This window comes from Streptomyces changchenzhani, from assembly GCF_039766235.1.
In the GTDB taxonomy this organism is placed as follows: Bacteria; Actinomycetota; Actinomycetes; order Streptomycetales; family Streptomycetaceae; genus Streptomyces.
The window spans coordinates 306,984-332,624 of the sequence record NZ_JBDHNH010000010.1 but is presented as its reverse complement, the minus strand read 5'-3'; the positions used below and the strand labels follow the sequence as shown (position 1 = coordinate 332,624).

The window sequence follows — 25,641 nt, the reverse complement described above, 5'->3', positions numbered from 1 at the left end:
CTGATCGCGTCGGAAAAGCGCGCGTAGCCGTGCCGTAACACAACTGCGGTCGAATGCCTGCGGACCGGTTGGTTCCAGGTGGCGGTGGGCGGCAGGGGCGGCAGGGGCGGTTATGGCGTTGGGTCAACTCCCGGTGGATATTGGGGTGTTCGCGCGCTATCTGGGAGATCTGACCGCATTGCTCGATACGGGCGGTGGCTGGTGCGGGGTCTTCTGGCGGCGCGATCCCGAGGGCATGCGCGCCTGCCTGGAGGGGACCGAACTCCCGCCGTGGGACGTGGTGGAGGCGCTGCTCCAGGACTTGGCCACCACGCACGGGACACAGGCCGCGGAGCATGAGGCCGTACGCGCACGAGCACTTCACACCGCGGCCGCGATGGAGCACGACCGGCGGCCCGACGGGCGCGCGGCGCTCGCGGAGCGGCTCGGGGCGATGCGGCGGGAGCAGACGTACGCGGTCGGCCGGGAGCGGGAGCTGACGGACCGTCTGCGGGATTCCGTGGACGGCGTCGACGCGGAGCGGGTCGGCCTTGAACTCGCCTGGGTGCGGGACGACCGCGAACGCGCGGCGGCCCGCTGTGCGGAGATCACCGACCGGCTCGCGGCCCTGGACGCCTGGGAGGGCCACGACGTCGTCCAGCCCTCCGCCCCGGTCCGCCCGCCGGCGCCGGACACCTGGTTCCGCGCGCAGGACACTACGCAGGACACGACGCAGGACGCCGCAGCGGATGGGTCGGGGGAGCCGTCGGACCCATACGCGCCGGGCTCCTACGGCTCGTCCGACGCCGATCCCGCTCCCAGTCCCAGTCCCGCTCCCGCTCCCGCCGCGCGGCGGCGCCCCCGGGGCGCCCGCTACGCCGGGCTGGACGACGACAGCGACGACGGGGGCGGGGTCTTCACCGTGCCCGGCCTGTCCGCGCCCGCGGCGGCCGGGCCCCGGGGGGCCAGGTACGCCGGAGTGGCGGAGGAGGAAGCGGTGGAGGTGCCGGGATCCGAGCCCGACCGGGAGCAGGCGGCCGAAGGCGAACGTGCCGCCTCCGACGCCGTCACCGTCCTCGTACGGCTTCGGGTCGAGGGGCGCAGCGGTGAGGCCCACGCCCTGCTCTGCGAGGCCGCCGCCTGGCCCGTCGACCGGCTGCCCGTACTCGCCGGGGCCCTGCATCGCGCGGGCCTTGCCGCCGACTGGGGGACCCTGCTGTGGGAAGCGGCTTCGCTGCCGCCCCACCGGGTGGCCGCGATGGCCGGCGCGCTGGACGCGGCGGGGCTCGCCGAGGACGGCCGGCAGCTGCTCCGGCAGTGCGTCGCCCGCCCCGCACCCGAGGTCGCGGCGACCCTGCTGGCGCTGGACGCCGCCGGGCAGCAGCGCGAAGTGCGCTCCCTGGCCGATGCGTTCGTTCGGGTCCGTACCCCCGAGGACTGCGCCCACCTCGCGCAGAGCGACCCGCACCGGCTGGTCCCCCTGCTGCTGGACGCCGCGCGCGACGCGGGACCGGGAAGGCACCGCGATGTGGCCCACGCCTTGCGGGTGGCCGGAATCGCACGGTGAACACATGGCCCGTCCGTCACCCCCTCGGGTGCGAAACATGATCGACTCAGCGGGTTGACGACGATGGTCTTGCCCCACTCCCCGACGGGGCTTACGTTCATCCCTCCACGTCCCGAATCTACGGGCGTAGAAGGTCTCTGACGTCCCGTTGAAGGAGACAAGTCATGGCCAACGTCGTACGCGCCGCACTCGTCCAGGCGACCTGGACAGGCGACACCGAATCCATGATCGCCAAGCACGAGGAACACGCCCGCGAGGCGGCCCGGCAGGGCGCGAAGATCATCGGCTTCCAGGAGGTGTTCAACGCTCCCTACTTCTGCCAGGTGCAGGAGGCCGAGCACTACCGCTGGGCGGAGGCCGTCCCGGACGGGCCGACCGTCCGCCGTATGCAGGACCTCGCCCGCGAGACCGGCATGGTCGTCGTCGTCCCCGTCTTCGAGCGCGAGCAGTCCGGCTTCTACTTCAACACCGCAGCCGTGATCGACGCCGACGGAAGCTACCTCGGCAAGTACCGCAAACACCACATCCCCCAGGTCAAGGGCTTCTGGGAGAAGTACTACTTCAAGCCGGGGAACCTGGGCTGGCCGGTCTTCGAGACGGCCGTCGGCACGGTCGGCGTCTACATCTGCTACGACCGGCACTTCCCCGAGGGCTGGCGCCAACTCGGTCTCAACGGCGCCCAGATCGTCTACAACCCCTCCGCCACGTCCCGCGGCCTGTCCGCCCATCTCTGGCAGCTGGAACAGCCCGCGGCGGCCGTCGCCAACGAGTACTTCATCGCCGCCATCAACCGGGTCGGCGAGGAGGAGTACGGCGACAACGACTTCTACGGCACCAGCTACTTCGTCGACCCGCGCGGCCAGTTCGTGGGGGAGGTCGCGAGCGACAAGGCGGAGGAACTCCTCGTACGCGACCTCGACTTCGACCTCATCGAGGAAGTACGCCAGCAGTGGGCGTTCTACCGAGACCGCCGTCCCGACGCGTACGAAGGACTGGTACAGCCGTGAGCAGTCTCCACGACCGACACAAGGCGGTCATCCCCGACTGGGTCGCTCTCTACTACCGGCAGCCGATCGAGATCACCCACGGTGAGGGCCGGCACGTCTGGGACGCCGAGGGCAAGAAGTACCTCGACTTCTTCGGCGGCATCCTCACCACCATGACCGCCCACGCGCTCCCCGAGGTCACCAAGGCCGTCACCGAGCAGGCCGGCCGGATCATCCACTCCTCGACGCTGTACCTCGACCGCCCCATGGTCGAGCTCGCCGAGCGGATCGCGGCCCTCTCCGGCATCCCCGACGCGCGGGTCTTCTTCACCACGTCGGGCACCGAGGCCAATGACACCGCGCTGCTCCTCGCCACCACGTACCGCCGTTCCAACCAGCTCCTGGCGATGCGCAACAGCTACCACGGCCGGTCCTTCTCCACCGTGTCCATCACCGGGAACCGCGGCTGGTCCCCGACCAGCCTCTCGCCGCTCCAGACGATGTACGTCCACGGGGGCGTCCGCAGCCGCGGTCCGTACGCGCAACTGTCGGACGCGCAGTTCACCGAGGCGTGCGTCGCCGACCTCGAAGACGTACTCGGCCAGACCGGCGGGCAGGTCGCGGCGCTCATCGCGGAGCCCATCCAGGGCGTCGGCGGTTTCACCTCACCGCCCGACGGCCTGTACGCCGCGTTCCGAGAAGTCCTCGACCGGCACGGCATCCTGTGGATCTCCGACGAGGTGCAGACCGGCTGGGGGCGTACGGGAGACCACTTCTGGGGCTGGCAGGCGCACGCCGAGAACGGCCCGCCGGACATCCTCACCTTCGCCAAGGGCATCGGCAACGGCATGTCCATCGGCGGGGTCGTCGCCCGCGCCGAAGTCATGAACTGCCTTCAGGCCAACTCCATCTCGACGTTCGGCGGCAGCCCCATCACGATGGCCGCGGGCCTCGCCAACCTGGCGTACCTCCAGGAGCACGACCTCCAGGGAAACGCCCGCCGGGTCGGCGGGCTGCTCCTGGAGCGGCTGCGCGCGATCGGCGCGAGCGTGCCGTACGTACGCGAGGTGCGCGGGCGCGGCCTGATGGCGGCCATCGAGCTGGTGAAGCCGGGCACCGACGAGGCGTCGCCCGAGGCCGCAGCCGCCGTCCTGGAGGCCGCGCGCGAAAACGGCCTCCTGATCGGCAAGGGCGGCGGCCACAACACCAGCGTGCTGCGCATCGCCCCGCCGCTGACCCTCACCGTCGCTGAGGCGGAGGAGGGCGCGCGCATCCTCGACCGGGCACTGCGGGAAGCGCACTGAGCCACAAAGGCGCGGAGCCGCCCGGGTGCGTACCGGGCGGCTCCGTCGGAAAGGAGCATAAATGGTGAACCGTACCGTTGTCCGCGGAGGCCTTGTCATCACGGCCTCCGACGAAATGCACGCCGACGTCCTGATCGAGGACGGGCGGATCGCCGCACTCGCCTCGCACGGCAGCGACGCGGCCGAGAGCTGGACCGCCGAGCGCACCATCGAAGCGGCCGGCAAGTACGTCATCCCGGGCGGGGTCGACGCGCACACCCACATGGAACTGCCCTTCGGCGGCACCGCGGCCTCCGACACCTTCGAGACGGGGACCCGGGCGGCGGCCTGGGGCGGCACCACGACCATCGTGGACTTCGCCGTGCAGAGCGTCGGGCACGCCCTGCGCGAAGGGCTTGACACCTGGTACGCGAAGGCCGACGGGCAGTGCGCCATCGACTACGCGTTCCACATGATCATGTCCGACGTCAATGAGTCGTCGCTCAAGGAGATGGACCTCCTGGTGGCGGAGGGCATCACCTCCTTCAAGCTCTTCATGGCATACCCCGGGGTCTTCTACAGCGACGACGGCCGGATCCTGCGCGCCATGCAGCGCTCCGCGCACAACGGCGGGCTGATCATGATGCACGCCGAGAACGGCATCGCCATCGACGTACTCGTCGAGCAGGCACTCGCCGAGGGCCGTACCGATCCTCGCTACCACGGTGAAGTCCGCAAGGTCCTCCTGGAGGCCGAGGCCACCCACCGCGCCATCCAGCTCGCCCGGGTCGCCGAGGCCCCGCTGTACGTCGTACACGTATCGGCCGAGGAAGCTCTCGCCGAGCTGGCCGTCGCCCGCGACAAGGGGCTCAACGTCTTCGGCGAGACCTGCCCGCAGTACCTCTTCCTGTCCACCGACAACCTCGCCGAGCCCGATTTCGAGGGCGCCAAGTACGTCTGCTCCACGCCCCTGAGGCCGCGCGAGCACCAGGCGGCGCTGTGGCGCGGGCTGCGAACCAACGACCTCCAGGTGGTGTCCACCGACCACTGCCCGTTCTGCTTCACCGGGCAGAAGGAGCTGGGCCGCGGCGACTTCTCGAAGATCCCCAACGGCCTGCCGGGCGTCGAGAACCGCATGGACCTGCTGCACCAGGCGGTCGTCGACGGACACATCTCGCGCCGCCGCTGGATCGAGATCGCCTGCGCCACGCCCGCGCGGATGTTCGGCCTCTACCCGAAGAAGGGGACGATCGCGCCGGGCGCCGACGCCGACATCGTCATCTACGACCCGCACGCAGAGCAAGTCGTCTCCGCCGCCACCCACCATATGAACGTCGACTACTCGGCGTACGAGGGCAAGCGGCTCACCGGCCGCGTCGAGAGCGTGCTCTCGCGCGGTGAAGTGGTCATCAACGAGCGGGAGTTCACCGGCCGTGCGGGGCACGGCCGCTACACCCCCCGCGCCACCTGTCAGTACCTGAACTAGGAGCTGTCGTCATGGATTTCGGACTCGTCCTGCAGGCCGACCCGCCGGCCTCCGCGGTCGTCGGCCTGATGCGCCGTGCGGAACGCAACGGCTTCCGCTACGGCTGGACCTTCGACTCCGCCGTGCTGTGGCAGGAGCCCTTCGTCATCTACAGCCGCATCCTGGAGCACACGGAGCGGCTGATCGTCGGGCCGATGGTCACCAACCCCGGCACCCGCACCTGGGAGGTCACCGCATCGACCTTCGCCACCCTCAACGAGATGTACGGCAACCGGACGGTGTGCGGCATCGGCCGGGGCGACTCCGCGATGCGCGTCGCGGGCCGCAAGCCCAACACCCTCGCCCGCCTCGGCGAGGCGATCGGCGTCATCCGCGATCTGGCCGAGGGCCGGGAGGCCGAGGTCGAAGGGCAGTCCCTGCGGCTGCCCTGGGTGAAGGACGGCAGCCTGCCCGTGTGGATGGCGGCGTACGGGCCCAAGGCGCTCGCCATGGCCGGGGAGAAGGCCGACGGCTTCATCCTTCAGCTCGCCGACCCGTTCCTGACGGAGTGGATGGTCAAGGCGGTACGGACTGCCGCGTCGGACGCGGGACGCGACCCGGCGTCCGTCACCATCTGCGTCGCCGCGCCCGCGTACATCGGTGACGACCTGGCCCACGCACGCGAACAGTGCCGGTGGTTCGGCGGGATGGTCGGCAACCATGTCGCTGATTTGGTCGCCAAGTACGGCGAGCACTCCGGTCTCGTGCCGGAGGACCTCACCGCGTACATCAAGCAGCGCGAAGGGTACGACTACAGTCACCATGGGCGGACCGGGAACCCGGACACGGCGTTCGTGCCCGACGACATCGTGGACCGCTTCTGCCTGCTGGGTCCTGCCGAGGCGCACATCGAGAAGCTGAAGGCGCTGCGGGCGCTGGGCGTCGACCAGTTCGCGGTGTACGACATGCACGACGCCAAGGAGACGACGATCGACGCGTACGGCGCCACGGTCATCCCGGCGCTCAACTCCTGAGAGAGGCCCGGGGGTCGCTACTGGTACACCGGCAGCTGGAACTGGCGGGCAGTGCCGGCCTTCGCGGTCGGAGGCGTCCTCGCGGTCGGCGGATCCTATTCGGCGCCGGGCAAGGTCCTTCGGTATACCGTCGCGACCGTACGGTCCCTCTTCGAGGCCGAGTGGCATTCGTCTGCCGAGATCTACCTTCCGGGTGGCGAACTCCCGCAGCCGGGGCGGCTGTGCGTCGTCGCGCGCGACCCGGAAACGGGCGTGCTGTCCGCCGCGGCGAACACCAGGGGAATGCAGGGTTACGCGGTCGGGCGTTGACCGTACCCTTGGCTGTCGGCGGTCCGTGCTTTGCTGGACGCATGATCGATGACAAGTTGTCCGACGTGGAAGAGGCTGTCCGCAAGGCGGCGGCCGCCGAGATCATGCCGCGGCACCAGCAGCTCGCCGCGCACGAGATCATTGAGAAGACCGGGCCGCACGATCTGGTGACGGTTGCCGACCGCCGGGCCGAGGAGCACCTCACGGCTTCGCTGACCCGGCTGCTGCCCGGTTCTGTTGTTGTGGGCGAGGAGTCCGTCCACGAGGACCCTTCGGTGTACGACGCGCTGCGCGGCGACGCGCCGGTGTGGATCGTCGACCCCGTCGACGGGACCCGCCAGTTCGTCCGCGGCGAGGCGGGATTCTGCACGCTGGTCGCCCTCGCGCACCGGGGCGAGGTGCTCGCCTCCTGGACGTACGCGCCGGTGCTCGACGAGATGGCCGTCGCGGTGCGGGGCGGCGGCGCCCGGCTGAACGGGGAGCCGCTGCGAGCGGGCTCGCCGGTGCCCGGCGCGGCGCTCCGGGTGGCCATGTCCCACCCGGACTACACGACGCCGGAGCAGAAGCGGGCCCTGCTCGGGCTGAACGTCGACGGCGTCGACGCCCGGCCGTGCGGCTCGGCGGGGCTGGAGTACCTGGGCGTCGCCCGGGGCGCGCTGGACGCCATTGCCTTTTCGTGGGAGCTGGCCTGGGACCATGCGGCCGGGCTGCTGCTGGTCGAGGAGGCGGGCGGGGCGCAGTCGACGCTCTCGGGGGAGCGGTTTCGGGTGGCGGGGGGCAATGCGTTGCCGTTCACCGCGGCTCGGGATGCGGGGACTGTGGCTCGGGTGATGGGGCTGCTGGGCGGGGAGTGAGGTGTGGGTGTGGCTCGGGTGCGGGTGCGGGGGTGGCTCGGGTGCGGTGCCGGGGGCCATGGCCTGCGGGAGCGGCGTTCGGGACTGCATGATTTAGGCGCACTGCGGGGTCGCCGAAGGCCCTGGCGGGGAAGAGGCCCACAAATCACGCTTTACGTCCCGAACACCACTCCCTCCGGCCCCGACCCCCTCCCGGCGTTCTGAAGCTGCTGCCCAGGAATATCCTGGGGCTCTTGGCCACCGGCTGACAAAGGAGTCCGAAGGTGCCGTCGATGCTCGATGCCGTCGTCGTAGGGGCGGGGCCCAATGGACTGACCGCCGCTGTCGAACTTGCCCGCCGGGGCTTCTCGGTGGAGGTGTTCGAGGCGCGGGACACGATCGGTGGTGGCGCCAGGACCGAGGAACTCACGCTGCCCGGGTTCCGGCACGACCCCTGTTCCGCCGTCCACCCGCTGGGCGCGGGCTCGCCGGCATTCAACGCGATGCCGCTGGGTCGGTACGGGCTGGAGTGGCTGCATGCCGAGCTGCCGATGGCCCATCCGTGGGACGACGGCACGGCCGCGGTGCTGTCGCGCTCGGTCGCCGAGACCGCCGCGTCCTTCGGGTCGCGTGACGCGGGTACGTACCGGCGACTGGTCGCGCCTTACCTCGGGAAGTGGGACACCCTGGCGCGGGACTTCATGTCGCTGCCGCTGACGGCGCTGCCGCGCGATCCGCTCACCCTGGCGCGCTTCGGGATCGACGGGCTGCCGCCGTCGACCTGGCTCATGCGTCGTTTTCGAGATGAGAAGGCGCGGGCGTTGTTCGCCGGGCTTGTGGCTCATGTGATCGCGCCGCTGGGCGGGATCGCCACCGGTGCGGTGGGGCTGGTGTTCGCGCTGGCCGCGCATGCGGGGGGCTGGCCGGTGGCCCGGGGCGGGTCGCAGTCGATCTCGGACGCGCTGGCCGCGTATCTGCGGGATCTGGGCGGCACGATTCATACGGGGTTCGAGGTGAAGCGGCTTGATGATCTGCCGCCCGCTCGTTCGTATGTGTTTGATACGTCGCCCACTGCCCTGGCCCGCATTGCGGGGTTGGGGAGGGCGTATGAGAACTATCGGTACGGTGCGAGTGTTTTCAAGATCGACTACGCGCTGGACGGGCCGGTTCCGTGGACGGCGGAGGAGGCTCGGCGGGCCGGCACCGTTCAGGTGGGTCCCAGTGCCGGCGAGATCGACACCGCGCTGCGCCAGGCCTCGGGTGGTACGGCGCCCGAGACTCCGTTCCTGATCACCGCCCAGCCCAGTCTGGTGGACCCGTCGCGTGCGCCTGAGGGCAAGCAGGTCTTCTGGGCGTACGGCCATGTCCCGCACGGTTGGGACGGCGACCTGACGGAGGCGATCGAGCGGCAGATCGAGCGCTTCGCCCCCGGCTTCCGCGATCTGGTTCTGGCCCGCGCCACGGCGGGCCCGCCGGAGCTCGCGGCGCGCAACGCGAACTATGTGGGGGGAGACATCGCCTGCGGCGCGGCCTCCGGGCTGCAACTGCTGCTGCGCCCCAAGCTGTCGCTCTTTCCGTACGCGACACAGCACCCGGCGGTCTTCATCTGCTCGTCGGCGACCCCGCCCGGCCCGGGTGTCCACGGCATGTCGGGGCACAACGCGGCGAAGGCTGTGTGGCGACACCTGCGAGTGATGGGTTGAGGAGCGTGGCGGGGCCGTAGTTCGGGCAGGCCCTGGCTGTCGCACCTTGATGTCGGATTTTCGCCAGCCCTGATGGGTTGGGTGGCCGATGCTTGAGTTATGCATATCGACGCCATGCACAACGATACGGAGCGCTGCGTGCGGGCTGTTCAGTCGAAGGATCAGCGTTTCGACGGGTGGTTCTTCACTGCGGTTCTGACCACCCGGATCTACTGCCGCCCCAGCTGCCCCGTCGTGCCGCCCAAAGTCGAGAACATGACTTTCCTGCCGAGCGCGGCCGCCTGCCAGCAGGCCGGTTTCCGGGCCTGCAAGCGCTGCCGCCCCGACACCAGTCCCGGCTCCCCGCAGTGGAACGCCCGCGCCGATGTCGTCGCCCGCGCCATGCGCCTGATCAGCGACGGCATCGTCGACCGCGAAGGGGTGCCGGGGGTCGCGGGGCGTCTCGGGTACAGCACCCGGCAGGTCGAGCGCCAGCTCCTCGCCGAGCTGGGCGCGGGTCCGCTCGCCCTGGCCCGTGCCCAGCGCGCCCAGACCGCACGGCTCCTCATCGAGACGACCCCGTTGCCCATGGCCGACGTCGCCTTCGCCTCCGGGTTCTCCTCGGTTCGTACGTTCAACGACACGGTTCGCGAGGTCTTCGCGCTCTCCCCCTCGGAGCTGCGCGCCCGCGGCGCCAAGCAGCCGCAGACGCCGGGGGTGATCTCGCTGCGGCTGCCGTTCCGCGCCCCGCTCAACCCCGATAACCTCTTCGGCCACCTCGCCGCGACCGCCGTCCCCGGCGTCGAGGAGTGGCGCGACGGGGCGTACCGGCGCACGCTCGATCTGCCGTACGGGCACGGCATCGCGAGCCTCGCCCCGCGGCCCGACCACATCGCCTGCCTGCTCTCGCTCACCGACCTGCGCGATCTGACCATCGCCATCAGCCGCTGCCGCTGGCTGCTCGACCTCGACGCCGACCCGGTCGCTGTCGACGGCCAGCTGCGCACCGACCCGCTGCTGGCCCCGCTCGTCGACAAGGCCCCGGGCCGCCGGGTGCCGCGTACCACCGACGCGGCGGAGTTCGCGGTACGGGCCGTGCTCGGCCAGCAGGTCTCCACGGCCGCCGCCCGTACCCACGCGGCCCGCCTCGTCGCGGCGCACGGCGTGCCCGTCGACGACCCGGCCGGTGGACTCACCCACCTCTTCCCGACCTCCGGCGCGCTCGCCGGTCTTGACCCCGAGGCGCTCGCGCTGCCGCGCAGCCGCCGGTCCACGCTCACTTCGCTGGTCTCGTCGCTCGCCGAAGGAACGCTGCGGCTCGGCATCGACAGCGACTGGGACCAGGCGCGGGCCCAGCTCATGGCCCTGCCCGGATTCGGCCCCTGGACGGTCGAGGTGATCGCGATGCGCGCGCTCGGCGACCCCGACGCGTTCCTGCCGACGGACCTCGGAATCCGGCGCGCTGCACAGGAGTTGGGGCTCCCGTCGACGCCCGCCGCGTTCACGGCGCGGGCAGCGGCCTGGCGGCCGTGGCGGGCGTACGCCGTCCAGTACCTGTGGGCCACCGAGGACCACGCCATCAACCATCTCCCCGCGTAGGGACACGCCAGAAGGCCAGGACGACATGACGTACAAGCAGCATTCTGTTATCGACAGCCCCTACGGTCCGCTGACGCTCGTTGCGACTGAGGGCATGCTGTCGGCCGTCTACATGACCGACCAGCGCCACCGCCCGTCCCAAGAGACCTTCGGCGACCGCGACCCGGGCCCCTTCGGTGAGACCGTCCGCCAGCTCGACGCGTACTTCGCGGGCGAGCTGACGGAGTTCGACCTGCCGCTGCGCCTGGCGGGCACCCCCTTCCAGCAGAGCGTCTGGGAGCAGCTCCAGCAGATCCCGTACGGCGAGACCTGGTCGTACGGCGGACTGGCCGAGCGCATCGGCAACCCGGCAGCCTCCCGCGCGGTGGGCCTCGCCAACGGCAAGAACCCGGTCAGCATCATCGTTCCCTGCCACCGTGTCATCGGCGCCGCGGGCAGCCTCACCGGCTACGGCGGCGGCCTGGACCGAAAGCAGCGGCTGCTGGCCTTCGAGAGCGGAGTGGCGGCCGACGAGCAGGAGTCGCTGTTCTGACCCGGAGCCCCGTGAGCCCGGCCTGACCCGAACGACACCTCCTAGCCCCCGATTCTCTTGAACGGGGTCGGGGTGCTGCCGGTCCAGCGGTGCAGCCGGGAGACGGCCGTCTGCTTGGTGACGCCGCCCTCCTGGACCGTGCCGGCCTCGGTGAGGTAGTAGCGGCTGCCGCCGAGCGCGAGCAGCCCGTACTGACCGCCTGACTCCCAGCCGTAGGTGTTCGACGGCGCGTGGTGCAGGCCCTTGGGGAGCAGGGACAGCAGCTTGCCGCGCTCCGGCTCGGGCTGGCCGGTGATGGGGCCGTTGACCGGGCGCTTCGAGCCGTCCGCGATGAACAGCGAGTAGTTGGGGAAGTGTGGCTTGGCGCCCTTGTAGACGGCCATCAGCCAGTTGCCCTTGGCGGCGTCGTACGCCAGGTTCTGCACGCCGTAGCGGGTGTTGCCGGTGAAGACGAAGAACTTGCCGCCGACCCGCCCGGGGCCGCTGGTGTGCGGAGCGCTCTCCGGCAGCGGACGCTCGTACTGGTGCCAGGCGCGTACGTCGTACTGGAGCAGGACCTGATGGTCGTTGTCCTTGCGGGAGGTGTTCGAGTAGACGCCGTACGCGACGGTCAGCTGCTGCCTGCCGCCGCGCCCGCTGTCGAGGTCGGGGCCGAACGAGACACCGTCGATGCCGCTGCACCCGTACCGGTGGTCGGGAGTGTTCGCGGTGTCCCCGTCGAACTTCCCGTCGCCGTTCATGTCGGCCGTGTAGTCCTCCACGACCTCCTTGAGATAGACGGTGGACACCACATCGGTGGTCCTCGCGTCCATGCCCATGCGGGCGATGTGGTCCACGTCGACGATCGCGATGTAGAAGGCCTTCGCGGACTTGTACTCCAGCGAGCCGTAGACCCGGCCGTCCCTCTCGTTGAAGTCCAGGTCGCCGAGGTGCCCGGTGAAGCCGGATACGGAACCCACCGGTTTGCCGCTCAGGTCGGTTTTGACGAGCAGGTTCGTGAAGGAGAAATACATGAACCCCTTGCGCCGGTCGATGGCCACACCCTGGACGTGCCCGGACTTCCAGGCACCTCCGTCGATCTCGGTGGGCAGATGTCTCGCCGTGCCGGCCGCGGCCGGCACGGCGGGTTCCACCGCGCCGGCCGACAGGGTGCCCTGGGCGACCAGGGCGCCGGCGGCGAGGGCGGTCAGGACTCCACCGATGAATGTGCGCATGGGCTCTCCAGGTTCGTAGCGGAACGGAAGAACGGATGACGCCGGGGACGTTAGGCCGCGCTGTCGACCAGTCGGTGCACATCGGTACAACACGGCGTGAAGGTGCCGAGTCAACAGACCGTAGGGCGCTGGGCAGTTGGCGGACAGTCCTGATTCGGCCGAGCTGCTTCCGGGCAGTGGTCGACCTGCTCCGTGCCACCCGCGACCGGTATGTCCACGCCGATTGTGCCGCAGCGGGCCATGGTGCGCCCGGCGAGTTCCGCGGCGCCGGGCGGGCCGGGCTCCCCCCTTCCGCCCGTCGCGCGTGGGAGGTTTGTCCCGTTTCACGGATACCCGAGAGCTCGCCGAGCCGTTCGAACCGTTGGAAAGAGAGGCAGGTGCCGGATGAAGCGATGTGCGCACGTACTGGCGACGGCCGTGGTGGCCGGAGCGACCGTGCTGGCGGGCGGCGGGCCCGCGTCGGCCGTCGACGGGCCCGGACCGGTGGTGCAGACCGGCGACATCGACCTGCTGGAGGACGTCTTCGAGCACATCAGCGTGCCGATCGTCGACGGTGGCAGGGCGGTGCACCAGATGTACGACTCCCGCGCGACCGCCGCCGGCTGACCGGATCCCACGGGGGCGCCAAACGCTGCGAAATGGTCGCCATTCGGTCGAAGTGGCCCGGCCGCGGCGGACACCCATGGGCAGGTGCTCCCGCCTCGGATATGGTCGGGGCGGCGCGACTGCCTGTTCGAAAGCAAGGGATGACAAGGTGACGGACGGAGCAGTAACTGAGACCGCGTGCGTGCTCGTCGCAGCGGACAAGTTCAAGGGTTCGCTCACGGCCGTGCAGGTCGCGGAGCGGGTGACGGCCGGGCTTCGGCGGGTCGTCCCCGACGTACACGTCGAGGCTCTGCCCGTCGCGGACGGCGGCGACGGCACAGTGGCGGCGGCGGTCGCCGCCGGGTTCGAGCGCCGGGAGGTACGGGTCACCGGGCCGCTCGGTGAGCAGCGGACCGCGGCCTTCGCGCTGCGCGACGGCACGGCGGTTGTCGAAATGGCGGAGGCCTCGGGCCTCCAGCACCTCCCCGAGGGCGTGTTCGCACCCCTCACCTCCACGACGTACGGCTCCGGCGAGCTGCTGCGCGCGGCGCTCGACGCGGGCGCCCGCACGATCGTCTTCGGCGTCGGCGGCAGTGCCACGACCGACGGCGGCGCGGGCATGCTGGCCGCGCTCGGCGCACGCTTCCTGGACGAGACAGGCGAGCCCGTCGGCCCCGGTGGCGGCGGCCTGCGCGACCTGGTGACCGCAGACCTCGCGGGCATCGACCCCCGCTTCGCCGACGTGGACCTCGTCCTCGCCAGCGATGTCGACAACCCGCTGACCGGGCCCAAGGGCGCGGCCGCCGTGTACGGACCCCAGAAGGGCGCCACCGAGGAGGACGTCGCCACACTCGACGCCGCCCTCGGGCACTACGCGTCGGTGCTGGAGAAGGCCGTCGGCCCGCGGGCCGCCAGGTACGCCCTCTCCCCGGGCGCGGGCGCGGCGGGCGGCATCGGCTACGGGGCGCTCGTCGGCCTCGGCGCGAGCTTCCGCCCCGGCATTGAGGTCATGCTCGACGTCCTGGGCTTCGCGGCCGCCCTGGAGCGGGCCACGCTGGTCATCACCGGCGAGGGCTCCCTCGACGAGCAGACCCTGCACGGCAAGGCGCCCGCGGGCGTCGCCGCGGCGGCCCGTGCGAAGAACATCGAGGTCGTCGCGGTCTGCGGCCGACTTGCCCTCCTCCCGGAGGCGCTGGGCAGGGCCGGCATACGGCGTGCCTACTCGCTGGCGGAACTGGAGCCGGACCAGGCCCGGTCCATGGCGGAGGCGGGGCCGCTCCTGGAGCGCGCCGCGGAGGCCATCGCGCGGGACTTCCTGCTCTGACGGCAGCCCTCCGGGTAGTCACCCGACAGGGGCGGGGCTCATGCTCCGCCCCTGTCGGCATGTGTGGTGTGCCTGTTAACGTGTCGCGCGTGATCTTCCCTCGCGGCGTATAGGACTCGCTCCGCCGACCGCACCCGCCCTCGACGGCCGGTGCGGCGCTCAGGAGTCCCCGTACGCCCGCAGCGCCCCCTGACGCGCGCTGCCCACCGAGGGAATCACCCACCATGTCTGTGACCCCGTCGGCGCCTTCGCGCGCCGCGACCTACCGCGCTGTCCTGCGCACCCCGCACTCCCGCCGCCCCTTCGCCGCCGCGCTGCTCGGGCGGCTGTCCTACGGGGTGGTGCCACTCGCCCTCATCCTCACCGTCCAGGCCGCCACCGGCAGTTACGCGTCGGCCGGCAGTGCCATGGCCCTCTTCGGGCTGGCCAGTGTCCTGCTGTCGCCCGCCAGGGCGGCCCTCATCGACCGGTACGGGGCGCGGCGCGCGCTGCCGCCGATGACCCTCGCCTACGCCGCGCTCCTCGTCGCCCTGGCCGCCGTCACCCGGTGGCCCGACGCTCCCGCCGCGCTCCTGGTGGGTGCGGCGGCCGTGACCGGCGCCTGTACGCCCCCGCTCGGGCCCGTCGTACGGGCCGTCTGGAGCCGGCTGCTGACCGACCGGCAGCTGCTTCAACGCGCCTACAGTCTCGACGGCGTGGCCGAGGAACTCCTTTACGTATCAGGGCCGTTGCTGGCCGGACTGCTGGCCACTCTCCTGCTGCCCGCCGCCGGTCTGGTGGTCGGCGCCGCACTGATCCTGGTCGGCGGCCTCGGCCTCGCCACCTCCACGGCCGTCCGCACGTCGGACGCCGCTTCCCGGGCTTCCGCCGACGCGGTACGCGACGAGGGCGCGGCGGCCGGGCGCAGGCCCGTCGCGCGGGCGCTGCGCGCGCCGATCGCGGCCGCTGCGGGACTCGGCCTGTGCATCGGCGCCGTGGAGCTGCTGATCGTCGCCTTCGCCGACCAGCATCAGCGGCCCGCCGCCGTCTCCTGGGTACTGGCGGCCCTGTCCGCGGGCAGCGCCGTCGGCGGCCTCGCGTACGGCGCCGTCAACTGGCTTACCCCGGACCGGGTACGCCTGCCGCTCCTGGTCGCGGGGCTCGGCCTCGCCCTGGCGCCCGCCGGGCTCTCGCCCCACCTGTATGTGCTCATCGGCGCGGCCGGGCTCGCCGGGATCTTCGTCGCCCCGGCGCTGACCACCGCCTATCTGATCGCCGACGCGTCCGTACCCGAGAGCGACCGCACCCGCGCCGGCGCCTGGGTCAACACCGCCTTCAACGCCGGGGCTTCGGCCGGTGCGGCGTCCTTCGGGCTGCTGGTGGGCCGGGTCCCGCTCCCCGTCTGCTTCGCCCTCGCAGCGGCCCCCGTACTGCTGGCCGCCGCCCTGAGCATCACGCGCCCGAAAGCCGGAAAGCGTCCAGGGCCAGCGTCATCTCGATCAGGTCCCGCGGCCGGGAAAGCGAACGAGCCGTCAACTGCTCAAGTCTCCTGAGGCGGTTGAACACCGTATTGCGGTGGCAGTACAGCCGCGTGGCCGCCCGCCCCGCCGCCCCCTCGCACTTCAGCCACGCGTCCAGCGTCTCCAGGAGCACCGCGCGGTCGCCGGGGTCCAGGTCGAGCAGCGGGCCGAACACATCGGCGACCAGCCGCGCGGCCAGATCCGGCTGGCTCACCACCAGAGCCGTCGGCAGCCGCTGATCCAGCCGTACGATGCCCACCTCCGCACCGCAGGTGCGCAGCGCCGTCTCGGCCAGCCGACGGGCAGGACCGAGGTCCGCCAGGCCCGCCACCACCGGGCTGATGCCGCCGGTGCCCGCGCACCGGCGGCCCAGCTCGTCGGCGAGCTCCGCGAGGCCGGCGTCGTCGCCGAGCGCGACGACGCCGACCTCGTGGTCCGTGCGCATCCGCCAGAAGAAACGCATACCGGCGGCGGCGGCGACCCGGTGGAACGGCTCACGGTTCTCGCGCCGCTCCACCCGCAGCACCACCACCGCGTACCGGCCGTACTCCGGCAGATCGAGGCCCGCCGCCGCGCGCGCCGCGAGCCCGGGGGCCGACTGGCCGTCCAACAGGGCGTCCAGCAGGGCCTGTACGCGCTCGTCGGTGCGCAGCTGCATCTCCTGCTCGGTGCTGCGGTAGGCGTCAGCGACCGTCGCGGCCTGCCGGTCCACGGCCGCCCACATCTGCGCCACGGTGTGCACCAGCACGGGCAGCGCGTCGGGCTCCTTCTCGCTCACGATCTCCAGGAGCTCGTCCCAGACGAGATATCCGGCATGCCGGTACGCGTAGAGCAGCAGATCCAGCGGGAGCCCCTGCTCGGCACGGCGCCGGCCCAGGCGCTCCGCGTACTCCAGATCCCTGCGCGGCGCCGAGCGTGAGGCGGCGATGGTCTCGATGCCGTGCCGCAGCGCCTCGTTGATCTGCTGCCAGTGCTCGTCACCCGGCACCGCGAGGTCGTACTGGGGCGAATGCGAACGCAGTTGGCCGATCAGCAGGTCGGTGAGGTGCGGAACGCGCTCAAGGAGCGCGTCGGAGACGCTTGCCAGGACCGACCACTCACGATCGGTGCGCGCTCTGCGGCCACTCATGGCTGGTGAGGATGCCACCGAAAGTGCGCCGGGCGACAGACCCTTGTGCCCGTGCACAATCCGGATCTGCCGCCGCTGGTCATACGCAGCGATTCCGCCCCGCGCCGTGGACGGTGCGGCCCACCGGTGCTGACCTGTGTCCCTGTACTGGACAGCAGGGTGAATGGGTGAATCGCTGGAGGGGGGGACGGGTATGGCCTCGCTGGAAGTGAGTGGGCTGTCCGTGGGCTACGGCCCGGTGCGCGCGCTGCGCGACGTCTCGCTCCGGGTGCCGCCCGGCGCCGTCGTCGCGGTCCTCGGCGGCAACGGGGCGGGCAAGTCGACTCTCCTGCGCGCCATTTCACGCACCTTGCGATTCCACCGGGGCGCCGCGACCGGGGGCGCCGTTGTCTTCGACGGGCGCGCCCTTGACCGGATGAACGCGGCGCAGGTCGTCGCGGCCGGAGTGGTCCAAGTCCCCGAAGGGCGGCAGGTGTTCGCCCGGATGACGGTCGGCGACAATCTGCGGGCCGGCGCGCTGGGCGCGCGCGGCGGACGCAAGGAGAACGCCGCGGCGCTCGCCCGGGTCCACGAGCTCTTCCCGGTCCTGGCCGAACGCGCCCACCAGCGGGCCGGTCTCCTGTCCGGCGGTGAGCAGCAAATGCTCGCACTGGGAAGGGCGTTGATGGCCCGCCCCCGGCTCCTCCTCCTCGACGAGCCGTCGCTCGGCCTCGCCCCGCTGATGGCCGCCCGGATCGCCGAAACCGTCCGGGAGATCAACGCCACAGGTACGTCGGTCCTGCTGGTGGAGCAGAACGCGGCCCTCGCGCTGCGCCTCGCCTCGATCGCGTACGTCCTGGACGTGGGCGAAGTGGCCCTGTCGGGCCCGGCGGACGAACTGGCCGCGTCCGACGAGGTGCGCCGCCGCTATCTCGGCGTCGTCGACGAGACGGCGGCCGAGGACGCGGTACGGGCCGAAGCGGTCGCCCCCACCCTGCGCAGGTGGACGCCATGACACCGGAACTCGACGCGGAATCAAACGCATCCGCCCCCGGCGACCGCGTACCCGCCCTGCACGTACGCGACTTGACCGTACGCTTCGCCGGGCTGACCGCCCTGGACAGCGTCTCGTTCACCGTCGAGCCCGGCAGCGTGCACGCCGTCATCGGGCCCAACGGCGCGGGGAAATCCACCTGCTTCAACGTCCTGTCCGGCGTCTACCGCGCCACCTCGGGCAGCGTCCGCCTCGGGGCCACCGAACTGACCGGCCTCGCCCCGCACCGCATCGCCGGACTCGGCATCGCCCGGACCTTCCAGAACCTCGCGCTGCCACCCCACTCCACCGTCGCCGACAGCCTGCTCCTCGGCCGCCACCGGCTCACCCGCGCCGGGTTCCTCGCCACCGGGCTCCGGCTGCCCGCAGCCGCCCGCGAGGCGCGGCTGCACCGTGAACGGGTGCGGGAGATCGCGGCGTTCGTCGGCCTGGAACAGGACCTGGGCACACCGGCCGGGGCGCTGCCGTACGGAAAGCAGAAGCTCGTCGAGCTCGGCCGCGCGCTGTGCATGGAGCCGGACATCCTGCTCCTCGACGAGCCCGTCGCGGGTATGACCGCCGACGAGCGACGCCGCACGGCGGCCGTCGTCGCGGGCGTACGCGACAGCCTCGGCATCTCGATCGTGCTGGTCGAACACGACATGGGGGTGGTGATGCGGCTCGCGGACGCGGTGACCGTACTCGACTTCGGACGCAGGATCGCGGGCGGCACACCCGCGCAGGTGCAGAGCGACCCGGCCGTCGTCCGCGCCTATCTCGGCGGGGGCGCGGCCGACGCAGAAGGGGGAGCGTCGTGACGACCTTCGCCGAACTGCTGCTCGGCGGGCTGTCCATCGGCTCGGTGTACGCCCTGATCGCCCTCGGATTCGTCGTCATCTTCAAGGCCACCGAGGTCGTCAACTTCGCCCACGCCTCGCTGCTCCTCGCGGGCGGCTACGTCACCGCCGTACTCCACGACGACATCGGCTTCTGGGCCGCGCTGGCGGTCGGCGCGGGCAGCGCCGCACTCGTCGGTGCCGCAATCGAATTCCTGGTGATGCGCCGCTACCGCGGCTCCGACCACAGCGTCCTCGCCATCGTCACCATCGGCGTCGACATCCTGCTCCTCACCGAACTGACCCGCCGTATCGGCACCGACGTACTCGCCGTGGGCGACCCGTGGGGCGACAGCCTCCTGACGATCGGGCCGGTCACCATCGCCCACACCCGCATCGCCGCCTTCGTCTCCGCGGCCCTGCTCATCACCGTCTTCCTGCTGGCCTTCCGCCACACGTCCTGGGGCGTGTCGATGCGGGCCGCCGCCGAGAACCCGCAGACAGCGGCGCTGATGGGCGTGCGCCTGGGCCGGGTCTCGCTCGCCGCCTGGGCGGTGGCGGGCGCGCTGGCGGCCGTCGCCGCGCTCTTCCTGACGGTCTTCCCGACCCCCGGCCTGGAGCGGGCGACATCCCTGGCCGCGCTCAAGGCGTTCCCGGCCGCGATCCTCGGCGGCCTGGACTCGACGACGGGGGCGCTCGCGGGCGGCCTGATCGTCGGCGTCACGGAGTCCCTCGCCACGGGCTACCAGAGCGATCTGTCCTTCCTGGGCCGCGGCATCGGCGACCTCGCCCCGTACCTGGTCATGGTCGTCGTGCTGCTGATCCGACCGGCGGGCCTGTTCGGCACGAAGGAGCTGGCCCGTGTCTGACCCCACCCGCCCGCGAGACGCGGCCCCCCGCCCGGACCCGGCGGACGACCCCGGCCCGGCGCCGGCGGGGGAGAGCCCCGCGCTGCCGTCCCGCGCCCCTCTGGCGGCGGTGCGGCGCCCCCGTACGTACGCCTGGCTCCTCGGCAGCGTCCTGCTGCTTGCGCTGCCCTTCTACCTCGACCGCTTCTGGCTCCAGGCCGGGCTCTTCGCGATGGCCGCGGCCATCGGCGCCATCGGCATCAACCTGCTCACCGGCGCCACCGGCCAGCTCTCCATGGGGCACGCCTTCTTCCTGGCCGTCGGCGCGTACGGCTACTGCGTCCTGGCGGGCGAGAACAGCGTCGAGAGCGGGCACCGGCTGACCGGCCTCGGGCTGCCCAGCTGGCTCGCGGCCGTCCTCGCCGTGCTCATCGCCGGGCTCGCGGGCGGCCTCTTCAGCCCCATCGCGGGCCGCCTGCGCGGTGCCTACCTTGGCATCGCCACCCTCGCGCTGATCTTCATCGGGCAGCACGTCCTGTTCAACGCCCGCGATCTGACCGGCGGGTTCAACGGACGGACCGTACCGACCCTGTCCGTATTCGGCTTCGACTTCGACGACACCGAGGTTGTCGTCGCGGCCGTCCCCTTCGAGTCGGCCGAGAAGCTCTGGTACGCGGGCCTCGTCGCCCTGGCCGCCGGGGCGCTCTTCGCCCGCGGCGTCCTGCGCGGCCGTCCGGGCCGGGCCATGAACGCCATCCGTGACCACCGCATCGCCGCGGGCGTGATGGGCGTCCCCGTGGCCCGCTACCGGGCCGCGGTCTTCGTCCTGTCCTCGATGTACGCGGGCCTGGCCGGGGTCCTGCTCGCCCTGGTCTTCCAGCGGACCGTGCCCGAGTACTTCGGCATGATCTTGTCCCTCGAATACCTCGCCATGATCGCGATCGGCGGCCTCGGCACGGTCGCGGGAGCCGTCGTCGGCGCCGCCTTCGTCTCGCTGCTGCCCCGCTTCCTCGATCGCTACAGCGACGCACTCCCGCTGATCTCGGCCCCCGGCACGGGCGGGGTCTCGCCGGGCGAGGCGTCCCGCTATCTGTACGGCGCCGCGGTGGTCGCGGTGGTGCTGTTCCTGCCCGGCGGCCTCACGCGTCTCATCACTCCAGTCACTCCAGGGGAGAAGAAATGAAGACACGAAGGTACGCGGCGGTGCTGGCCGTACTGGCTCTCACCGTCGCCGGGTGCAGCGAAAAGGCAGGCAAGAGCGACGACGGGAAACAGGACGCGGAGGGCGTCAGGACGGGCGACGGCGTCACCGCCAAGACCATCCCGCTCGGCGTCCTCACCGACATGACCGGGGTCTACGCCTCCCTCGGCAAGAGCGTCACCCAGGCCCAGCAGCTGTGGGTGAAGCAGACCAACGCGGCGGGCGGCATCTGCGGCCGCACCATCGAGCTGACCGTGCGCGACCACGGCTACGACCCGCAAAAGGCCGTCGCCGCGTACACCGAGCTCGAACCGAAGGTGCTGGGCTTCGCCCAGTTCATCGGCTCGCCCTTCGTCGCCGCCGTCAAGCAGCGCATCGACGGGCAGGACAAGGGGCTCGTCCTGCCGCAGGCCTGGTCCTCCTCGCTCCTTGGCAGCCCGTACGTCCGGGTCGTCGGCGCCACGTACGACGTCGAGACCATCAACGCCGTCGACTTCCTGCTCGCCGAGAAGCGGATCAAGAAGGGCGACAAGATCGGCCATGTCTACTTCGAGGGCGACTACGGCGAGAACGCACTGGTCGGCTCGAAGTACGCGGCGAAGGAAGCGGGCCTGACCGTCGTCGAGCAGAAGATCAAACCGACCGACAACGATATGTCGGCCCAGGTCGCGGCGCTCAAGCAGGCCGGCGTCAAGGCGATCGTCATCAGCGCCGGCCCCCGCCAGGCGGCCTCACTGGTCGGCGTCGCCGCGGCCGGCAAATTCGCCGTACCGATCATCGGCAACAACTCGGCGTTCGCCCCACAGCTGCTCGGCACCCAGGCCGGGCCCGCCCTGACCAAGGACTACTACGTCGCCGCATCGACCCTGCCCATCGGCTCCCAGGAGGCCGCACCGGCCAAGCTCGCCAAGGAGTACGCGGCCGCGTACCCCAAGGACGGCCTCGACAACGGCGTCGTCGCGGGCTACACCGCAGCCAAGATCTACGGCGAGGTCCTGAAGAAGGCCTGCGCCGACAAGAACCTCACCCGTGAGGGCATCGACAAGGCGCTGCTCACCCTCAATGCCTTCGACAGCGGCTTCGGTCTCACCCACGATTTCTCGGACCCGGCCGCGCCGTCCACCCGCGAAAGCCTGATCATGAAGCCGGACAAGACGGTGCCGGGCGGCCTGAAGGTCGTACGCGAGGCGCAGGTGGCGAAGGCCGCCGAGTCCTTCACGATCGGCGGCTGACCAACCGCCCACGACGACGCCCACAACGACGCCTACGAGGAACAAGAGGGGCCCCGGACCGTCACCGGTCCGGGGCCCCTCTCGCAGCGTCTTCAGGCCACCGCTACGGCAGCTGGGCCGCACGCGCCTCGCGGCGGTTGTAGCGGAAGGTGTTCACACGCCGCGCCGTGGCGAAGAGCGGAATCACCGCGCCCAGGACCACCTGTAGCGCACAGCCGGTCTGCAGGAGCAGCTGCCCGCCCGGGGCGTCGAACGCCCAGGCAGCGAGCAACCCCATCGCGGCCACGATCCAGCCGAGCATCGCCACCGCGAGGACACCCCGCGGCTTCGGGTACTCGACCCGGCTCACCATCAGCCACGCCACACCGATGATCGCGAGCAGCGTCGGCACGAAGGGCAGCTCCAGCAGCACGATCGAGACGACCGTCAGCGCACCGAAGGGGCTCGGCATGCCCTGGAACATGCCGTCCTTCAGCGTCACGCAGGAGAATCTGGCAAGCCGCAGGACCACCGCCAGCAGCACCACGATCGCCGCCAGCGCGGAGACCCGCTGCTGGGCGTCGTCCGCGACCATTCCGTACACCAGCACGAAGTACGCCGGGGCCAGCCCGAAGCTGATCAGGTCGGAGAGGTTGTCCAGCTCCGCACCCATCGGCGAGCTGCGCAGCTTGCGCGCCACGAGCCCGTCGCAGAGGTCGAAGATCGCCGCGAGCAGCATCAGGACGACGGCGGTGGCGGCGCTGTTGCGCGCCATGCCGCTCTCGTTGCTGCCCGTGAGGTGCGGAATGAGGATCCCGGTGGTGGTGAAGTACACCGCCATGAATCCGCATGTCGCGTTGCCGAGGGTGAGGGTGTCCGCTATCGACAGCCTCATCGACAGCGGCATGTCCTTCGCGTCGTCCTCGTCGTCGGCCTCCGGCACCCAGCCGGCCTGTGTCTCGGGATCAATCACGGTCAATGCGAGTCACCCCCGCGGTAGTGGTCTGGCCGACCTCGACCGCTACGTCGATACCTTCCGGAAGGTAGATGTCGACACGTGAGCCGAACCGGATCAGGCCGATGCGCTCGCCCTGCTCCAGCTTCGTGCCCTGAGGTACGTACGGGACAATGCGCCGTGCGACCGCGCCGGCGATCTGCACCATCTCGATGTCACCGAGCTCGGTGTCGAAGTGCCAGACAACGCGCTCGTTGTTCTCGCTCTCCTTGTTGAACGCCGGAACGAATCCACCGGGGATGTGTTCGACGGACGTCACCGTGCCCGCGAGGGGCGCGCGGTTGACGTGGACGTTCAGCGGGCTCATGAAGATCGCGACGCGGGTCCGCCCGTCCTTCCACGGCATGATGCTCTGCACCACTCCGTCGGCTGGGGAGATGACCCGGCCCTGAGTGATCTCGCGCTCGGGGTCGCGGAAGAACCACAGCATGCCCGCCGCGAGCGCGGTGGTGGGCACGGCTACAGCGGCCCAGCGGCCGGACTTGCGAGCCCGGACAAGGCTGAGCGCCGCGGTGGCGACAGTCGGCAGAAGCCACGGCGATGCTCCGCGAGCAAGGCGTCCCTTAAGGAGACCGTCGCGTGGTGCAGAGGTTTGGCTGTGGGGCATGGATGACCTTCGTAGCGGATGATGCCGCGCTGGTAACGGGGGACGGCGGCTTTCCGGCGATGTTAGCGGTTACGAGCCACAACTGGGCAAGCCAGAAGCCGAGTCGGCGGCCTGAAGGTGATAACAGGGTGTGATCTATTTCGCGGCGATTTCACCGCGAAAAGGACAATTACCCCTGGAATCGGTACTCTTCGAGGAGGCGACGACCGATGATCATTTTCTGGATCTCGGCGGTACCTTCACCGATCAGCAGCATCGGCGCCTCCCGGTAGAGACGCTCGATCTCGTACTCCTTCGAGAACCCGTAACCACCGTGGATACGGAAGGCGTCCTCGACTACCTCCTTGCAGTATTCGGAGGCGAGGTACTTCGCCATCCCTGCCTCAAGGTCGTTTCGTTCCCCGGAGTCCTTTTTGCGCGCTGCATTTACCATCATCGCATGCGCGGCCTCAACCTTGGTAGCCATCTCGGCGAGCTTGAACTGAATCGCCTGATGCTGGGCGATCGGCTTGCCGAAAGTGTGGCGCTGCTGGGCATATGAGACACCCAACTCGAACGCACGGTGTGCGACCCCGCAACCACGCGCCGCCACATTGACTCGCCCGACCTCTACCCCGTCCATCATTTGGTAAAACCCTCGGCCGGTCGTCCCGCCGAGCACCCGATTGGCCGGAATGCGCAGTCCGTCCATGATCAACTCGGTGGTGTCGACCCCCTTGTAACCCATCTTGTCGATCTTCCCGGGGATGGTCAGGCCCGGCCGGACCTCACCGAAGCCCGGCTCCTTCTCCACCAGGAAGGTCGTCATCGACTTGTGCGGGGCGGTGCCCTCGGGGTGTCCTTCGTCACTCCGGCACAACACGGCCACCAGATTTGCCGTTCCGCCGTTCGTCAGCCACATCTTCTGGCCGTTCAGGACGTACTCGTCGCCGTCCCGCACACCCTTCGACGTGATGGCCGCCACGTCGGAGCCGAGCGCCGGCTCGGACATCGAGAACGCGCCGCGCACCTCGCCCAGTGCCATCCGCGGCAGGAAGGTGTCCTTCTGCTCCTGCGTGCCGTGCTGCTTGAGCATGTACGCCACGATGAAGTGGGTGTTGATGATGCCCGAGACGCTCATCCAGCCGCGGGCGATCTCCTCGACGCACAGCGCGTACGTGAGAAGGGACTCGCCCAGACCGCCGTACTCCTCGGGGATCATCAGCCCGAACAGGCCGAGCTCCTTGAGGCCTTCGACGATCTGCGTCGGGTACTCGTCCCGGTGCTCCAGCTCCGTCGCGACCGGGATGATCTCCTTGTCGACGAAGTTCCTTACGGTGGCCAGGATTTCCTGCTGGATGTCGGTCAGACCGGCGGTCTGGGCGAGACGGCTCATCGCTGCTTCTCCTGGCTCTTCGGCTCGGGGCGGCCGGGCTGCTCGCCGCCGCGCTCCTTGATGTACGTCTCGGTCGGCACCATCACCTTGCGCCGGAACACGCAGACCACGGTGCCGTCCTGCTTGTAACCCTTGGTCTCGACGTAGACGATCCCGCGGTCGCTCTTGGACTTCGACGGCGTCTTGTTCAGGACGGTCGTCTCGCCGTACAGCGTGTCGCCGTGGAAGGTCGGCGCGATGTGCTTGAGCGACTCGACCTCCAGGTTGGCGATGGCCTTGCCGGAGACGTCGGGGACCGACATGCCGAGCAGCAGCGAGTAGATGTAGTTGCCGACGACGACATTCTTGCCGAAGTCGGTTGTGTTCTCGGCGTAGTTGCTGTCCATGTGCAGCGGGTGGTGGTTCATGGTGAGCAGACAGAAGAGGTGGTCGTCGTACTCCGTGACGGTCTTCCCGGGCCAGTGCTTGTAGACCGCACCGACCTCGAACTCCTCGTACGTGCGTCCGAACTGCATG

General features: G+C 70.6%; 23 protein-coding genes and 1 pseudogene. 18 read left to right on the top strand and 6 right to left on the bottom strand.

Annotation, left to right across the window (positions count from 1 at the left end):
- Positions 1–112 precede the first annotated feature (112 nt).
- From ABCR94_RS29985 to ABCR94_RS29940, 10 genes and pseudogenes are all read left to right on the top strand, one after another.
- Positions 113–1,546 (top strand): hypothetical protein, encoded by a 1,434-nt coding sequence (locus tag ABCR94_RS29985; protein ID WP_347123549.1) that lies wholly within the window; start codon positions 113–115, stop codon positions 1,544–1,546.
- Positions 1,547–1,710: 164 nt separating this feature from the next.
- Positions 1,711–2,553 carry a nitrilase-related carbon-nitrogen hydrolase gene (locus ABCR94_RS29980; RefSeq protein ID WP_347123548.1) on the top strand — a complete coding sequence of 281 codons (843 nt, stop codon included), beginning with the start codon at positions 1,711–1,713 and terminating at the stop codon, positions 2,551–2,553.
- Positions 2,550–3,836 carry an aspartate aminotransferase family protein gene (locus ABCR94_RS29975; RefSeq protein WP_347123546.1) on the top strand — a complete coding sequence of 429 codons (1,287 nt, stop codon included), beginning with the start codon at positions 2,550–2,552 and terminating at the stop codon, positions 3,834–3,836. Before ABCR94_RS29980 ends, ABCR94_RS29975 begins: the two co-directional genes overlap by 4 nt.
- Before the next feature lie 61 nt (positions 3,837–3,897).
- Positions 3,898–5,301, top strand: a complete 1,404-nt coding sequence (gene hydA, locus ABCR94_RS29970; protein ID WP_347123545.1) for a dihydropyrimidinase — start codon at positions 3,898–3,900, stop codon at positions 5,299–5,301.
- Between the two features lie 11 nt (positions 5,302–5,312).
- On the top strand, positions 5,313–6,314 hold the full coding sequence (locus ABCR94_RS29965) for a TIGR03842 family LLM class F420-dependent oxidoreductase (RefSeq protein WP_347123543.1): 1,002 nt from the start codon (positions 5,313–5,315) through the stop codon (positions 6,312–6,314).
- A gap of 3 nt (positions 6,315–6,317) precedes the next feature.
- Positions 6,318–6,464: pseudogene (locus ABCR94_RS29960) on the top strand (cytosine permease); the annotation flags it as partial.
- Positions 6,465–6,664: 200 nt separating this feature from the next.
- Positions 6,665–7,477 carry an inositol monophosphatase family protein gene (locus ABCR94_RS29955; protein WP_347123541.1) on the top strand — a complete coding sequence of 271 codons (813 nt, stop codon included), beginning with the start codon at positions 6,665–6,667 and terminating at the stop codon, positions 7,475–7,477.
- 263 nt (positions 7,478–7,740) lie between these two features.
- Positions 7,741–9,159 carry a phytoene desaturase family protein gene (locus tag ABCR94_RS29950; RefSeq protein ID WP_347123539.1) on the top strand — a complete coding sequence of 473 codons (1,419 nt, stop codon included), beginning with the start codon at positions 7,741–7,743 and terminating at the stop codon, positions 9,157–9,159.
- 114 nt (positions 9,160–9,273) lie between these two features.
- The gene (locus ABCR94_RS29945; RefSeq protein WP_347123627.1) at positions 9,274–10,737 is read left to right on the top strand and encodes an AlkA N-terminal domain-containing protein; all 1,464 of its coding nucleotides are present in this window, start codon (positions 9,274–9,276) and stop codon (positions 10,735–10,737) included.
- A gap of 25 nt (positions 10,738–10,762) precedes the next feature.
- Positions 10,763–11,269 (top strand): methylated-DNA--[protein]-cysteine S-methyltransferase, encoded by a 507-nt coding sequence (locus ABCR94_RS29940; RefSeq protein WP_347123537.1) that lies wholly within the window; start codon positions 10,763–10,765, stop codon positions 11,267–11,269.
- 41 nt (positions 11,270–11,310) lie between these two features.
- Here ABCR94_RS29940 and ABCR94_RS29935 read toward each other — a convergent pair whose 3' ends face one another.
- Positions 11,311–12,483, bottom strand: a complete 1,173-nt coding sequence (locus ABCR94_RS29935) for a hypothetical protein (protein WP_347123535.1) — start codon at positions 12,481–12,483, stop codon at positions 11,311–11,313.
- A gap of 384 nt (positions 12,484–12,867) precedes the next feature.
- Here ABCR94_RS29935 and ABCR94_RS29930 point away from each other — a divergent pair, with 384 nt between their 5' ends.
- From ABCR94_RS29930 to ABCR94_RS29920, 3 genes are all read left to right on the top strand, one after another.
- A complete protein-coding gene (locus ABCR94_RS29930) occupies positions 12,868–13,089 on the top strand; it encodes a hypothetical protein (RefSeq protein ID WP_347123533.1) in 222 nt (73 codons plus the stop codon).
- 148 nt (positions 13,090–13,237) lie between these two features.
- Positions 13,238–14,392 carry a glycerate kinase gene (locus ABCR94_RS29925; RefSeq protein WP_347123531.1) on the top strand — a complete coding sequence of 385 codons (1,155 nt, stop codon included), beginning with the start codon at positions 13,238–13,240 and terminating at the stop codon, positions 14,390–14,392.
- Positions 14,393–14,616: 224 nt separating this feature from the next.
- Complete coding sequence (locus ABCR94_RS29920) at positions 14,617–15,924, top strand: MFS transporter (protein WP_347123530.1); 1,308 nt, start codon at positions 14,617–14,619, stop codon at positions 15,922–15,924.
- Here ABCR94_RS29920 and ABCR94_RS29915 read toward each other — a convergent pair.
- A complete protein-coding gene (locus ABCR94_RS29915; RefSeq protein ID WP_347123528.1) occupies positions 15,824–17,020 on the bottom strand; it encodes a PucR family transcriptional regulator in 1,197 nt (398 codons plus the stop codon). The genes ABCR94_RS29920 and ABCR94_RS29915 overlap by 101 nt on opposite strands.
- 193 nt (positions 17,021–17,213) lie before the next feature.
- On the opposite strand from ABCR94_RS29915, the gene ABCR94_RS29910 reads away from it, so the two are divergent.
- The 5 genes from ABCR94_RS29910 to ABCR94_RS29890 all read left to right on the top strand — a co-directional run bounded on the left by ABCR94_RS29910 (position 17,214) and on the right by ABCR94_RS29890 (position 22,149).
- The gene (locus tag ABCR94_RS29910; RefSeq protein ID WP_347123526.1) at positions 17,214–18,014 is read left to right on the top strand and encodes an ABC transporter ATP-binding protein; all 801 of its coding nucleotides are present in this window, start codon (positions 17,214–17,216) and stop codon (positions 18,012–18,014) included.
- On the top strand, positions 18,011–18,850 hold the full coding sequence (locus tag ABCR94_RS29905) for an ABC transporter ATP-binding protein (protein WP_347123625.1): 840 nt from the start codon (positions 18,011–18,013) through the stop codon (positions 18,848–18,850). The genes ABCR94_RS29910 and ABCR94_RS29905 overlap by 4 nt, the downstream gene beginning before the upstream one ends.
- Complete coding sequence (locus tag ABCR94_RS29900) at positions 18,847–19,737, top strand: branched-chain amino acid ABC transporter permease (protein ID WP_347123524.1); 891 nt, start codon at positions 18,847–18,849, stop codon at positions 19,735–19,737. Before ABCR94_RS29905 ends, ABCR94_RS29900 begins: the two co-directional genes overlap by 4 nt.
- A gap of 82 nt (positions 19,738–19,819) precedes the next feature.
- On the top strand, positions 19,820–20,899 hold the full coding sequence (locus ABCR94_RS29895) for a branched-chain amino acid ABC transporter permease (RefSeq protein WP_521978146.1): 1,080 nt from the start codon (positions 19,820–19,822) through the stop codon (positions 20,897–20,899).
- Positions 20,896–22,149 carry an ABC transporter substrate-binding protein gene (locus tag ABCR94_RS29890; protein WP_347123522.1) on the top strand — a complete coding sequence of 418 codons (1,254 nt, stop codon included), beginning with the start codon at positions 20,896–20,898 and terminating at the stop codon, positions 22,147–22,149. The genes ABCR94_RS29895 and ABCR94_RS29890 overlap by 4 nt, the downstream gene beginning before the upstream one ends.
- 103 nt (positions 22,150–22,252) lie before the next feature.
- Here the strand turns inward: ABCR94_RS29890 and pssA are convergent, their stop codons facing one another.
- The 4 genes from pssA to ABCR94_RS29870 form a co-directional block, all read right to left on the bottom strand.
- Complete coding sequence (gene pssA, locus ABCR94_RS29885; RefSeq protein WP_347123520.1) at positions 22,253–23,107, bottom strand: CDP-diacylglycerol--serine O-phosphatidyltransferase; 855 nt, start codon at positions 23,105–23,107, stop codon at positions 22,253–22,255.
- Entirely contained in the window at positions 23,094–23,750 is a 657-nt protein-coding gene (locus ABCR94_RS29880) for a phosphatidylserine decarboxylase (protein WP_347123518.1), read from the bottom strand. The genes pssA and ABCR94_RS29880 overlap by 14 nt, the downstream gene beginning before the upstream one ends.
- A 169-nt stretch (positions 23,751–23,919) precedes the next feature.
- Positions 23,920–25,125 carry an acyl-CoA dehydrogenase family protein gene (locus ABCR94_RS29875; protein WP_347123516.1) on the bottom strand — a complete coding sequence of 402 codons (1,206 nt, stop codon included), beginning with the start codon at positions 25,123–25,125 and terminating at the stop codon, positions 23,920–23,922.
- Entirely contained in the window at positions 25,122–25,640 is a 519-nt protein-coding gene (locus ABCR94_RS29870; protein WP_347123514.1) for a MaoC family dehydratase, read from the bottom strand. The genes ABCR94_RS29875 and ABCR94_RS29870 overlap by 4 nt, the downstream gene beginning before the upstream one ends.
- Position 25,641 lies beyond the last annotated feature (1 nt).

Excerpts from the sequence above, each read along its gene's own strand:
- ABCR94_RS29940 (WP_347123537.1), top strand. The coding sequence starts at position 10,763 with ATGACGTACAAGCAGCATTCTGTTATCGACAGCCCCTACGGTCCGCTG.
- ABCR94_RS29890 (WP_347123522.1), top strand. The coding sequence starts at position 20,896 with ATGAAGACACGAAGGTACGCGGCGGTGCTGGCCGTACTGGCTCTCACC.
- hydA (WP_347123545.1), top strand. The coding sequence starts at position 3,898 with ATGGTGAACCGTACCGTTGTCCGCGGAGGCCTTGTCATCACGGCCTCC.
- ABCR94_RS29955 (WP_347123541.1), top strand. The coding sequence starts at position 6,665 with ATGATCGATGACAAGTTGTCCGACGTGGAAGAGGCTGTCCGCAAGGCG.
- ABCR94_RS29985 (WP_347123549.1), top strand. The coding sequence starts at position 113 with ATGGCGTTGGGTCAACTCCCGGTGGATATTGGGGTGTTCGCGCGCTAT.
- ABCR94_RS29870 (WP_347123514.1), bottom strand. The coding sequence starts at position 25,640 with ATGCAGTTCGGACGCACGTACGAGGAGTTCGAGGTCGGTGCGGTCTAC.
- ABCR94_RS29965 (WP_347123543.1), top strand. The coding sequence starts at position 5,313 with ATGGATTTCGGACTCGTCCTGCAGGCCGACCCGCCGGCCTCCGCGGTC.
- ABCR94_RS29880 (WP_347123518.1), bottom strand. The coding sequence starts at position 23,750 with ATGCCCCACAGCCAAACCTCTGCACCACGCGACGGTCTCCTTAAGGGA.
- ABCR94_RS29915 (WP_347123528.1), bottom strand. The coding sequence starts at position 17,020 with ATGAGTGGCCGCAGAGCGCGCACCGATCGTGAGTGGTCGGTCCTGGCA.
- ABCR94_RS29945 (WP_347123627.1), top strand. The coding sequence starts at position 9,274 with ATGCACAACGATACGGAGCGCTGCGTGCGGGCTGTTCAGTCGAAGGAT.
- ABCR94_RS29980 (WP_347123548.1), top strand. The coding sequence starts at position 1,711 with ATGGCCAACGTCGTACGCGCCGCACTCGTCCAGGCGACCTGGACAGGC.
- ABCR94_RS29910 (WP_347123526.1), top strand. The coding sequence starts at position 17,214 with ATGGCCTCGCTGGAAGTGAGTGGGCTGTCCGTGGGCTACGGCCCGGTG.
- ABCR94_RS29905 (WP_347123625.1), top strand. The coding sequence starts at position 18,011 with ATGACACCGGAACTCGACGCGGAATCAAACGCATCCGCCCCCGGCGAC.
- ABCR94_RS29920 (WP_347123530.1), top strand. The coding sequence starts at position 14,617 with ATGTCTGTGACCCCGTCGGCGCCTTCGCGCGCCGCGACCTACCGCGCT.
- ABCR94_RS29930 (WP_347123533.1), top strand. The coding sequence starts at position 12,868 with ATGAAGCGATGTGCGCACGTACTGGCGACGGCCGTGGTGGCCGGAGCG.
- ABCR94_RS29875 (WP_347123516.1), bottom strand. The coding sequence starts at position 25,125 with ATGAGCCGTCTCGCCCAGACCGCCGGTCTGACCGACATCCAGCAGGAA.
- ABCR94_RS29935 (WP_347123535.1), bottom strand. The coding sequence starts at position 12,483 with ATGCGCACATTCATCGGTGGAGTCCTGACCGCCCTCGCCGCCGGCGCC.